This window comes from Alteromonas sp. PRIM-21, from assembly GCF_027563165.1.
In the GTDB taxonomy this organism is placed as follows: domain Bacteria; phylum Pseudomonadota; class Gammaproteobacteria; order Enterobacterales; family Alteromonadaceae; genus Alteromonas; species Alteromonas macleodii_A.
Genome location: NZ_JADOEK010000012.1, coordinates 1 through 12,265 on the forward strand (window position 1 = coordinate 1; position 12,265 = coordinate 12,265).

The window sequence follows — 12,265 nt, forward strand, 5'->3', positions numbered from 1 at the left end:
CAACATTAAAGTCTTTATCCTCAGCATCTTCATTACCAAGTAAATTATCATTTCTTACTAAGAGTAAAAACCTAGCCTGCTCTCTAACATTAAATGAATAAGTACTGCTATTTTGTAAAATATCAATAGCTATACATTGAAGATATTCAAAATAGTCGGTTCTATTTGAATGTGCTGGAAACTCCCAATCAGATTTTTGATGAATTGTTGTTGCGCTGTGCCTAAATATTTCGCATAAACAATATTCAACTAAACATGTTTGTTTAGAGTTCTGCCGTGAAATTACATATTTAAATTGACTAATAATCGATTTGAGGATGGCTGTATTAGGAAATAGCTCAAGTCCTTTTTTTAGTAATAAAACCAACGAAGGATCTTTTGTCCAACAAGCTATAAATTTCCTTGCCATTCTTTCTTGCAAGTAGTCCCAGTTACCGGGCCTCGGTTTTCCAGTGTTATCTACTTCCTGTGTATAAAAGCTTCTTTTTTGCTGTAATAAGTTATGTATCTTATTTGCTGAAAATCGAACTAAAGTGTCTTCTCTTACATCATGGTTTGGTGCTTCTATCAAAGCGAGTGGATTATTAGAGTCTTCGTCTTTAGGCAAAGTTTTTATGTAATCAGCTAAATTTATTAACCCTTCCAAGTGGCCTAGTTGCTCATCAATTTCATTGTTAGAAATTGGGCCACTTACTTTACCTTGAATGGATCTTAATTTACCAGAAACCCCCACTTTTTTGATTTGAAATGGCTCTACCTTTGTTTTATCGCTGTGAATGCTTAGGCCTATATCTTCCAGCTTGCTGTTTATAAAATCTACAACATCTTTCTTGAGGTTCGTCGAAGACTCTTCAGAAACTATTATTAATCTCATGTCATCAACATATCGACAAAAATCTACAACCCTGTATTTTTCATCAATCACTTGACCAATCACTTCTGCCATTTCAGCGTCGAAGTTTAATAAGTAAATATTTGATAAAAATCCACCAGATACAAGTCCTTGGGGGATTCCTAAAGGAATATCTTCAGAGTCTTTTTGACAAACGTTACTATATAAAGAAATTGATTCTTCTTCCCATTTCCAGTCTTCAAATTCGTCAATTAATTTGTTTATGATTGGGAAACGCTTAGGAGTATATCCATCAATTAAGCTCACTATCTCGTCAGTAAGTCTTGTTCGATTAATACAATCATAAAATCGACTAAGATCTAAGTGGATCTCGTAAACATTTTCTCGACCTGATTTGTAATCAATAGCTTGTTTTCCAAAGTAACTTGGTCGCTCTAAAAATCGCTGATAATCAGTAAAGTACTTGCTGTATATTGTGCTATTTCCCCATGGGAACTGAGCTTCACCATCTTTAAACTGGCAATATAATCGGTTTCCATAATTTACGACTTTTTTCTCGTGAACAGACTCGAAATCAGATGATGTATCGCCTTGAATAGTTTCTACTGTATTCGCTAGACACATCATCAGTGCGGTAAAATATGTTTGTTCTTTAATTGGCACATGAGCTAGTGGTCTAAGAGGGGTAACAACTTCATCTTTGGGAACCCATGATTGATTGATACCAGATAAAGCCTCTTCAGCAAACTCCCAATCTAAAAGCTCAACATCAGCAGGCGGAAATAGAGGTGTATCAACAAATACCCAACTTGTTGATTTTGGTGCTGGGACTAATCTTAATGGAGTTAATTCGTAATCAAGCCCTTCAAGTTCTTTCACCCAAAGTCTCAAATTCTTGGCTAGTGATAAGGTTGAACGATCTAGCTCAAATGTATTTGCATACCAATTGGTAGAACGAATATATTGCTGTGATTTTTTCCATGCTTGAGCTAACACAACACTATCTGTAATGTATTGATCCTCGGGCTTCAACTCCCTGTATTTTTTGTTTAGTAAAGCCATTTTCTCTCCTACACACAGATTTTTTATGTAACTAGTTATCAGGACTTATTGTTGGCATAGCCCTAAATTATTTAAACAGGATCAATTAAGCCTCTTTTACGCCAACGGTTTCCATTGACTAAAGATTCAAATTTAACTCCATTTGATAGCTCTAAATTGTCTGCATGATCGGTAACAATAATTTGCGGGCTAAAGCCATTGCTTGATTCAAGTTCATTACAATAGATAGATAGCTGACTAAAAAGGTTCTCAACCGCCTTAATATCTTCATCGACCGGACGCTCCTTCTCAGTTCTTTGCTTGGCTTCCGTGCTTTTTTGCTCATCAAAGGTATCAGCGTTATCACGTGTGAAATTAGGAAAGTAAACTTGGGTTGGCTGATCTAGGAATAATAAAGAAGGTATCGCACACTTGCTTCCTAATTCAGCAAAATATTTATGTAATGCTAAAAATAACGTTACATGGCAGTAAAGCCAGTTTGCACCACTACCCATTGAACGAAGGTAAATCTTTTCGCCTTCAGGCGTTAAATGATAAAGGTCAAAAGTCTCAAATGAAAAATGGAGGTTGATTGGCTTGTAGCTTGTCTCAAATTCAAAATGACTGCCTATATCAGTCATATATTTGTTTACCTTTAACGAAGCAATTTTTAATCCCTTTTCTACATCATATTCTTTAAGACTTTCGTTGATTTGCTTTAATTGCTTTCGTAGTTCTTTCAAGCTTTTTTCTATATCAGAATCGTCAGCCATGTTCAGCGAGTCTAAAAGAGCGAAAAGTTTCGCTTTATGCATGATGATATTTTCATAAAGGCTTTTGTTTTTAGCTATTTTTTCTTCTGTGGCTTCAACTTCTTCTATTTGTTTACTTAAGGCCATCAACTCGTTGTTTAAATGCTCGGTATCGCGCTGAATAGTCACTAGTGAGGATTCAAACTTTGCTTTCATAGGACGAGCTTGAGCGAGGTTGCCCGAAACCTTTGTAATAGCTCGCTGTAGTTTTTCTGCACTTTGTTGTAGCGTGTCCTTTTCTGTTTTACAAAAAGGGCACACAGAAGCAGAAATATGAACATGTGTAGGTGTACTAAACTGCTTTACGTTATTAGAAAAACGCTCTTCTTCACCTATATGTTTGTTAATTGATGCGGTTTGACGTTGTAATCTTCTCAACTGAGACGTCTTTTGAGTGCGCTCTAGTTTTAATTGGTTATACCGTCGAGTAATAGCATCGGAATTGTGCTTGATTTTTTCAGGCACTATTATTTCATCAAGTTCATCTTTCGCATTTTGCGGGTGGCGAAGTACTTTTTCCAATGAAAGCGGTTCTTCTTCAAATCCCATCAGAGCATACAGTTGACTCAACTCTGGGCCTACTTTTTGTTTGTAGCTGTCTACTGCGCGTTTGTTTGTTTCTTTGCTTCGCTCTAAACGCCTAACTTCTGCGGTTAAGCGTTCTTTCTCTTGTGATAGATGAAAGAACTTCTGGTCTACTAGCCCTAAAAATATCTTAGTATGCTCAATAGCCTGATCGCGCTTTTCCTTTTCGTCGAATCGATAAAATAGCGCATGTTTATTGGCAACCAAGTTTTGATGTTGCAACATGAACGAAGAGAAACTTCGTATCGATGGTGTAGGCGCTTTACGTCCTCCCCTGTAAGCTTTTGCAACCAGAGATTCATCAACATCATCGATGTCTACGAAAAAGTCTCTTAAATGCTTTTTAAACTCAGGCAGTGGTCGGAAATAACTGACATTAAAGTATTCCCGATCAACCTCGGCGGTATCGAAAGTGTCAATACGACGAAAAAACGCTCTTGAAGCAATATCAGGATCGCGCGCAATCAATATATTTTGTGCGTTTACAGCAAGCGCAACATAGTAAATTGAAGCACTATTTGTAATCACCCCTTTGGGAATGGTGTTCTTATCGCTACCAAAGCAATAATCAAATATTTCAATCAAGGCACTTTTACCGGTTGATGACTTTCCGGTTACAACATTTAGCCCTGCTTGAAAATTAACAGGATGTTTGACTCCTTGTTTATCAATCACACCAATTTCATGAATAAGGGTTTTCATCGCGGTTTCACTCCTAAAAACGCATAAATCTCGACCACTGAGTGACCGCTAAATAATTGACCTAGTTTTTCTGCACATTTTTGTTGGGTAAATACTGAATTAGAACTGTCACTTTTACTTAAAGACAAATTATTTTCATCGACAGATAGCCAGTCGTTTATTAAGCAATATTGAATGCATTGCTCTGTTAAGTTTTGAAACCCATCAATTCGTTCTTGAAGGTCATAAAGCTTTGTTCGATCATCAAACACTGACCAAATTGAACTTCGCTTTTTATTACCAAACACGGCTCCAGAAATTTTATTACTAAAAACAGGATGGCTACACAATGGGATCACTAACTGAGCAAACAATAAATTATTTTCTGACTCATTCAAATTTGTATAAAACGAGGCCATAAATGGAGCATAATCAAATGGATTGTATTTCAGTTCATATAGGGCATCTACAATACTGCTCATGGCTCAGCTCTCCATTTCAAGTCTCGCTCGTCATCGTCCATAGCGTCATGGATAAGACCATTTCTAAAAACAATATCTGGATTTGGGTAACCTTCAACGCCGAATGGTGTTTCGCTGGTTACTTGATCATATAAGTTTTGTGATAACTCTGTTCTATCTCCCTTTTTCCGGCAAGCACTTCTGTATTTTGCAGAAAAAGTTCTAATCCATTGTTCTCTGTATCGCTCTACCATTTTTGTGTATTGTGGGTGCCCATGAAGTTCTTCCATAGAGGAGTTTATAAATTCCAGCCAATCCCCAATTGCTTCTGGTAAAACACATTCGTATTCAATCTCACACAGTTTTTGAGCAAAAAGAGCGTTTAAGTAAGAGTCTACTTCTTCTTCAGATGCATTTCTTTGGGTAAAATCTGGAATAGTAAATAACTTCGGTCCCCACTTTGCCGTTAAAGCCTCACGCTGCTGATCAAATGCAGCCTTTTCGATGACCCACTCGACACTATTTGATTGTTCATAAATAAATCCAATTAAACCTTCAGCAAATGCTTGCCTATTTGAATGCGGGATATAGCCACTAAGCTTATTGTAATAACTCCTTCTTAAAGCATCTAAATCAGCTGACTCAATATGGAGTACAACTTTTGCTAGGACATTCAGTAAATCTGATTTTGTAGCATTTAATATCACTGCTTTTTGCAATTTTATGATTTCTGAGGGGCTTTCTGAATTTCGTTCTTTTTCTGATCGGCTAAGAAAAATATCTTCTAATGTTTGAAAACGTTGTTCTGCTGTTTGTGCATTCCAATCTTTTAATTTGGTAGTTGCACCAAAAGCTTGGGTAGTATGTAGCACCAAAGCGCCATATTGAGCATGGTTGAACTCTGATGCTAACCAATTTTTGAGTGTTTTCCAGAGGTTTTCATGATGATCGGTAAGCGGTGCGGAATAGTCTTTCACTTCCGTTTGGGTTGAAGTTAAAACCTCTGGCGAAATTAGGCTTACATCACCATCTTTCTCGAACCACACTGATTGACCATCGTCTAAAGAAAAGCACTTATCTAAGCCAATAAGTACTTGGTAATGAAAGGCTAAGGCAGTTGTTAAAGCTGCATTTTTTGTAAGGCTATTACTCATTATCACTCCCTGAGTTTCTTATCCCTAAATAAGCCGAGTATCTAGGCCTGCGGCCTTTAGTCTTGTGGTTAAATTTCGCATTTTACTGAACTCTGTGCCCAGACTTTGCTTCAACCCCATTTGCTCACAAAACTCTTTCGCCGTGATGTGCTTTAACTCATCAGCAAATTTAATCATTTGTAGGTGAAGCTCAGCCGTATACTGGTTGCGTGGTGCATCAGCGAGTGCCAATTTAATTTGCTCAAAAATCGCTTTATCAGACATTAGTAAGGATTAGATTTTGACCGTTTAGCTAAATTAGCTAATTTAGCAATGATATGCAAAGTCTATCGTCAGAGGATCTAACTAGCGGTTATTTTATGATAGTGAGTATGTAAATTCTTGGCATCTCAACAACATAAATGTCGAAACGACCAGACTTCTCTAGACACTTAATTGCTTAATAATTATGTGTACTAAGGAGAAAAGATGTCTCAGCGATTTACAGAAGAATTTAAAATACAAGCAGTCAAGCAAGTTACTGACCAAGGTTATTCGGTGGCAAGTGTGTCTGAGAGGCTGGGAGTTACTAGCAGTTCGTTGTATAACTGGATAAAAGCTTACGGCATAGACAGTGAAGAAAATAGGCAGTCTCAAGAACAATCCGACCGTATTAAACAACTCGAAAAGGAGCTTAAACGCGTGACAATGGAACGCGATATTCTGAAGGAAGCCACCGTATTTTTCGCGGGCGAGTCAAAGAAAAATACGCGTTCATAAAAGCTAGGCTCAAAAATTACCCAACAAATTTGCATGCAGAATCTTATTGTAGCCAAGGAATCTAAAACACCCACGATGATAAACAACAAACAATGCTGAATACTAGCGTTACTGAATTGAAGCGGCGAAAGGATTTAAAGTACTAAATTGTATTAAAGAAATGAAAACTGGTAGTTACAAATACAATTAGCTGGTACGTACTCATTATAGATTTGGTGGTTTAATTGAAGAAGAGCCTTGATTTACCCCTCTCCTTCATTAAGTGTAAAAAATAACCAGTCAATTCTTGTGCAAGAAAAAAATTAGCATATATTTAATGTATTGTTTCGTGAAATGGAGTTCTCATGCAATTTAAATATATTATGGTTCTTTATGTGGCTTTAACGATGTTGACTGCATGTGAATCAACTATGGAACAGGTCAAAACACTTCCACTTGAGACTAATATCAATGGAGATGGGCTGATAGCATACCCTGCTGAAATTCGTGGTGCGTATATACGCAGTGCTGAAACTTTTGTATCAGCTAAACAATACGTCCCTAAATATGACGACAAAGGAAAACTGATAGGCTTTGAACTTAAAAATGTTTCCTATATTAGTCCTAAGCAAATTATTTGTGCCGAACCACCTCCTGACACCTCAGTTTCATCAACCGCTGCCTTTAATGCTAGTGCGAATTTACAGTTAACTCAATCGCTTACAGCTGTGACAGCGCTAACTAATACATTAGCTCAAACGATCTCGAATCAAACATCTCAATCCAAAACTGTAGAAGCTAACTCGTCTACGGGCAGTGCTGATAGTAGCAACACAGTGAATGCAAGTCGTGTAACCTCATCTAATGTTGGTTCTACAAACAACTCAAATGATGTCTTATCGCTTGCGGGGAATATTTCACGTACTGCCAACGAATTAAGTGGTCGAGACAATATTGTTCTACTCTCTCGAGAAATGTTTTTTAGAAATTGTGAAGCATTTGCTAACGGTGCGATATCACGAGATACATATGGCCAGCTTCACCGAGAAAGTGTAAGTCAAATAACCGCAATGCTGGATACACAAAAAGCATTGGCAAAAGCTGTAGAAGCTAACAGTAAGGCAAAGCAGGCTGAAGCCGATGCAAAAAAAGCTAAAGCTGAGAAGTTATTGTTAGATGCAACAAATAATACCACCAGCCTAATTAAGCAATCTAACCTTTTAAATTGCGGAAAAGAATTTGCGTCCTGCAAAGAAGGGGCTGTTGGTGATAAAGATACAATCGAAGCATGTGAAGCCACTCAAAAAGAATGTGTTTCAAAACAGTTAGGAGAAAAAGATGGATAGCCACTTTTATTCAACTTTGCAAAACATTATGCACAGTGGAAAAATTGTTACAATCGCAGTGGGAATGCAGCCAACCCGAGTGAAAATCGAAGATATGATTAATGATGCGGTAACTATTGAATTACAAGATGCGCCCCAAAAATATAAAATGACAATGCACTGGACCAATGTTCAGTTAATGCATAGCTGACCGGCTTTTGAACAAGCTCATTTTCTGTCCTTGTTTGTACGCGAGTTTGCACCGAGCGCAAAAAGATGGAACCCTACTTTCCCTCCTTGATTAGATGCATTAGGTAAAGGCTTACCGATTTTTAAATGAAAGTCGCAACGAATTAAGCTTATTAACCTATACGCTGACTCTGTCCACTTCATCGACAAACCCTCCCCAGCCGTCTTAAACCATCAAAACAACAGTTGTAAAACGGAAGGCACGTTCATATTTATAAATTATCACTCAGTTTCAACTTTGCGAGGCACCATGGCTATTCCTTATTCACTGCTCGATTTAGCGCCTATATCTGAAGGGTACAGCGTTAAAGACGCGCTAAACAACTCCAAGCTAATGGCTATGGAAGCCGAGCGCAGTGGCTATGAAAGAGTGTGGTTAGCGGAGCACCACGGTATGCATGGTGTAGCCAGCTCTGCCACCTCTGTAGTGTTAACGCACATTGCTAATGCTACCTCTACCATCAAAATTGGTGCAGGTGGCATAATGCTGCCTAATCATGCGCCTTTGGTTATTGCTGAGCAATTTGGCACGCTAGCTGAGTTATTTCCCAATCGCATAGAGCTTGGGTTGGGCAGAGCGCCAGGTACTGATATGGCAACGGCAAGAGCGCTTCGTCGCAACTTACAAAGCGATGTAGATAGCTACCCAGAAGACATTCAGGAACTTCAGCATTACCTTGGCACACCTAAAGAGGGGCAGCCAATTGTTGCTGTGCCTGGGGCGAATACCAACGTGCCTTTGTGGTTACTTGGTTCCAGCTTGTATAGCGCTCAAGTGGCGGCAAAAATGGGGCTGCCTTATTCATTTGCTTCCCACTTCGCACCCGATGCGCTATTTGATGCCCTTCATGTGTATCACAACATGTTTAAACCTTCGTCCCAATTATCAGCACCAAAGGCCATGGCGGGTGTAATGGTGGTTATTGCTGAAACCGATGAAGAGGCAGAATTGTTATTCACGTCGGTGAAGCAGCAGTTTATGAATATGCGACGTGGTCTTAACAAGCCTTTCGCTAAACCTATGCCTAACTTTGACGAATATTGCACGGCAACAGATGAGGCCATGCTATCAAGTGTACTCAGATATGCCTTGGTTGGCTCGAAAGAAACCGTGCGAAGCAAGCTCGCTGAATTTATCGAGGCAACGGATATTGATGAGATTATTGTGTCTATGCCAATTTACGATATAGAAGCGCGTTTATTTAGCGTTAAAGCGTTCGCAGACATCGCATCCTAGCACCTCAAAAGTTATGACCAGTTTTACGTATCTGGTCATAACTTCTTCTATGCAATGCGCAAGAATAACTTTATGATATACAATGGTATGTGTATTTTCATTTTGGTGTTGCAGGTTTACAGTCATGCTTAAGGTCTGGTTTTCCTTTTTCTTTGCTCTTGCGTTTCTCGCATCGAGCCTAAGCTCTGCACATGCGAAAGAAGCACTAGACCTTGTCATTATTGAAACGCTCCCCGTACCTATTGTTGCTGAATCGCGAGGCGAATTTGAAAAAGAACTCATTCGAATTATGCCCGAGCACGATATCAATATAACGACATACAACGCTGAAGGGTCTGAGATTCGCGCTAAAGAAATACTCGACGAACTAGCGCAAGAGTCTAAACCTGATCTCATTGTGTCTATCGCTACCTTAGCTACTCGTGCACTAAATGCTGCTGAAGAATTTATTGAAACGCCAAAACTTTTTATGGTGGTTTCCGCTCCCGTTGAGGAAGGTATTGTTCCTGCCATCGGCGCTGTGAGTAAACGTAATATGACGGGCGAGTCACACGTACTCGATGCTAAGGTAAAGCTTGATATGTTGGATGGCGTACTTAGAGCATCAAACCCCGAGAAGCCATTTACTATAGGTTTAGTGCATTCTACCTATCCTTCATCGAGTAACCTGGTAAACCAATTACTAGCGTTAGACAGTGAGTATGAAAATATAAACTTAGTCGCAGTTAGTACGCCTTATCTAGAAGGTGATGAAGGACGCGTTGAAATGACGGATAGTATGGTTGATAGCTTAGATCAAAAGAGCGGAGAACTGGACGGCTATTGGTTGTCATCAGGCCCCTTAGCAGAAGCCGAAGGGTTAGTAGAAAAGGTTAAAGAAAAGACGGGTTTACTCCCTTTATTCGCTGAAAGTATTTCATCAGTTAAAAAAGGCGCGCTTATTGGTGTGGTATCTGAACCGGCTAGTATTGGAAAATCAGCGGCAAGAAAAGCAAAGCTGATACTTCAGAGAAAATCGGCGAGAGACATTCCCGTTGGCAAAATGGACACGTACACTGTTGCAGTAAACGTAACTACGGCAATTAAATTACAATTGCCCATTCCATCAAGTTACTTAAAACTCTCGAAAGAGCATGTGTATCAATAAGGCCTAATTAGAAGTTAGTATGCGGATCAAATCAAAACTGCTAGTTATCTACATTCCAATTTTGTTAATTGGCATGGCACTTACTGGGTATTGGGCTTATTTAACAGCGTACGACTCGGTGCGCGAAAGGGAATATCAGCTTCTTACTCAAACCCTCACATTAAACGTGTTAGAGATCATTGATGAGAGACGAGAACTGCTCATTGAATCAGGCCTAGAAAATGTTCCCGTTTTTCGCGAGGCTTATCAAAAAGAAGTTTTTGAAGAGCTAAAGTCGCTACAGCAAGCAACAGATCGGCACTTTGCCATTAGCGATAAAAGTACAGGTACCGTCATATTTAGTACTACTGAAGGTGACGTTGTACTGAATGCAGAAAACGCTAACAGGGCGACAATAGCTAACCGGCGCGTAGCCTATGGCGAGTCGAATGTTAATGATATGGATGTGTTGTTTGCTTGTTCTGAATTCACACCTTGGAACTGGAAGGTTACGGTTCTACAACCCGCCGAACCCTTGCAATCCTCGCTGTTCACTATAGCGTGGCTAACCTTTTTGGTAACGCTGTTTGCTGTAGTTATCGTCAGCTTACTAATGGGTAAGGTAACCCAGGTGTTCGTTGTCTCTCCCATTGAGAAAATCAAATCAGCGGCAAGTCGCATCGCCGTTGACCATAAGAGGGTCAACATAGACTTAGCGCAAAATGATGAGCTAGGAAGTTTAGCGCGCGATGTTGAAGCCATGTCTGGCGAAATTGAGGAATATGTCGCGCAAGCCCAGCAGGCAAATCGCGCGAAAACAGATTTTCTTGCGGTAATGAGTCATGAAATTCGTACGCCACTAAACGGGATTCAAGGCTTAGCAACACTACTTTTAGATACTCAACTTTCAGACAAACAGCACCAGTATGCCAGCGATTTGAAGTCATCAGCATCTATTCTTGCTACCGTTATAAATGACGTATTAGATCTCTCTAAAATTGAGTCGGGTATGTCGGAAATTGACGTGACAGAGTTCGATCTCGATTCAATGCTGAACGACCTTATAACGCTGTTAGGCACAAACGCTAGTGCTAACAGTACCCGGTTAGTTTATAAGAGTAAGAACTTAGAGTCTGTGGCGGTAACTAGCGATATTACTAAACTACGCCAAATTATTATTAATTTGGTAAGCAACGCTATTAAGTTTACCCACAAAGGAACGGTGAGTATCTCGGCTAAACTTAAACAGCCTTCAACAGAAACTAAGGGTGATAACCGTTTAGTTATTGCGGTTAAAGATACAGGCATTGGTATTGAGCCAGACAGGCTAGAGCATATATTTGATAAATTTACGCAGTCGGATTCTTCTATAACGCGGAAATATGGCGGTACTGGGCTTGGCCTCGCTATTGCCAAGCAGTTAGCTCAGATACTCGGGGGCGATATAAAAGTCGTCAGCAAAGTGGGCGAAGGCTCATGCTTTACCGTTACTGCGAATGTTCAATCTCGACTTATGTCAGATTCATCAATTGAATCTTCCTCTGCTCGCAAAGCAAATGGCGCCAGCCTACCATCAGGCCTTAAAGTGCTATTAGCTGAAGATAATGCAATTAACGCAGTGGTAGCACAGGCACTATTAGAGCAGCTTAAATGTGATGTTGAACACGTTGATAACGGATTAAAAGCCGCTGCACGTGTTGAAGAAGGCGGTATTGATGTGGTTTTCATGGATGTTCACATGCCTGTTATGGATGGAATTGAAGCGACGAAACGCATCAGAAAGCTGAACGGTGAGCTCAGCAAAACGCCTGTTATCGGTCTCACCGCAGAAGCATTTAAAGAGCGCCATATCACATTTAAGCAGGCGGGAATGGACGACATAGTCACAAAGCCTGTCACCGTTGAAGCCCTGCAAGAAAGTTTGTTAAAACTGGCGCTTAGCCAAGAAGTCACTGATAATAGTTAAAGCAACGCTGTGTCAATGTGTTGCGTTTGTACAGCCA

The 12,265-nt window shown here is 39.7% G+C and carries 11 protein-coding genes; 6 read left to right on the forward strand and 5 right to left on the reverse strand.

Translation table 11 applies throughout. The annotated features are described in order from the left end of the window. From IW644_RS15780 to IW644_RS15800, 5 genes are all read right to left on the reverse strand, one after another. Positions 1-1,915: RNA-directed DNA polymerase (locus IW644_RS15780; protein ID WP_269918401.1), on the reverse strand; the 1,915-nt coding region annotated here is incomplete at its 3' end. Positions 1,916-1,986: 71 nt separating this feature from the next. Further along, entirely contained in the window at positions 1,987-3,993 is a 2,007-nt protein-coding gene (locus tag IW644_RS15785) for a DUF3732 domain-containing protein (RefSeq protein WP_269918402.1), read from the reverse strand. Next, positions 3,990-4,454 carry a three component ABC system middle component gene (locus IW644_RS15790; protein ID WP_269918403.1) on the reverse strand — a complete coding sequence of 155 codons (465 nt, stop codon included), beginning with the start codon at positions 4,452-4,454 and terminating at the stop codon, positions 3,990-3,992. The genes IW644_RS15785 and IW644_RS15790 overlap by 4 nt, the downstream gene beginning before the upstream one ends. Then, on the reverse strand, positions 4,451-5,587 hold the full coding sequence (locus IW644_RS15795; protein WP_269918404.1) for an adenylate cyclase: 1,137 nt from the start codon (positions 5,585-5,587) through the stop codon (positions 4,451-4,453). The genes IW644_RS15790 and IW644_RS15795 overlap by 4 nt, the downstream gene beginning before the upstream one ends. Positions 5,588-5,611: 24 nt before the next feature. Next, entirely contained in the window at positions 5,612-5,851 is a 240-nt protein-coding gene (locus IW644_RS15800; protein WP_269918405.1) for an HTH-like domain-containing protein, read from the reverse strand. A 204-nt stretch (positions 5,852-6,055) separates the two neighbouring features. Here IW644_RS15800 and IW644_RS15805 point away from each other — a divergent pair, with 204 nt between their 5' ends. From IW644_RS15805 to IW644_RS15830, 6 genes are all read left to right on the forward strand, one after another. Further along, positions 6,056-6,346, forward strand: a complete 291-nt coding sequence (locus IW644_RS15805) for a transposase (protein ID WP_442864453.1) — start codon at positions 6,056-6,058, stop codon at positions 6,344-6,346. A 344-nt stretch (positions 6,347-6,690) separates the two neighbouring features. Continuing rightward, positions 6,691-7,671, forward strand: a complete 981-nt coding sequence (locus IW644_RS15810) for a hypothetical protein (RefSeq protein ID WP_269918406.1) — start codon at positions 6,691-6,693, stop codon at positions 7,669-7,671. Next, positions 7,664-7,861: a hypothetical protein gene (locus IW644_RS15815; protein ID WP_269918407.1), complete on the forward strand. Its 198-nt coding sequence runs from the start codon at positions 7,664-7,666 to the stop codon at positions 7,859-7,861. Before IW644_RS15810 ends, IW644_RS15815 begins: the two co-directional genes overlap by 8 nt. Before the next feature lie 288 nt (positions 7,862-8,149). Beyond that, on the forward strand, positions 8,150-9,136 hold the full coding sequence (locus IW644_RS15820) for an LLM class flavin-dependent oxidoreductase (RefSeq protein ID WP_269918408.1): 987 nt from the start codon (positions 8,150-8,152) through the stop codon (positions 9,134-9,136). A gap of 124 nt (positions 9,137-9,260) precedes the next feature. Beyond that, positions 9,261-10,283 carry an ABC transporter substrate-binding protein gene (locus IW644_RS15825; protein WP_269918409.1) on the forward strand — a complete coding sequence of 341 codons (1,023 nt, stop codon included), beginning with the start codon at positions 9,261-9,263 and terminating at the stop codon, positions 10,281-10,283. 19 nt (positions 10,284-10,302) lie between these two features. After that, a complete protein-coding gene (locus IW644_RS15830; RefSeq protein WP_269918410.1) occupies positions 10,303-12,228 on the forward strand; it encodes an ATP-binding protein in 1,926 nt (641 codons plus the stop codon). The last annotated feature ends 37 nt before the right edge of the window (positions 12,229-12,265 follow it).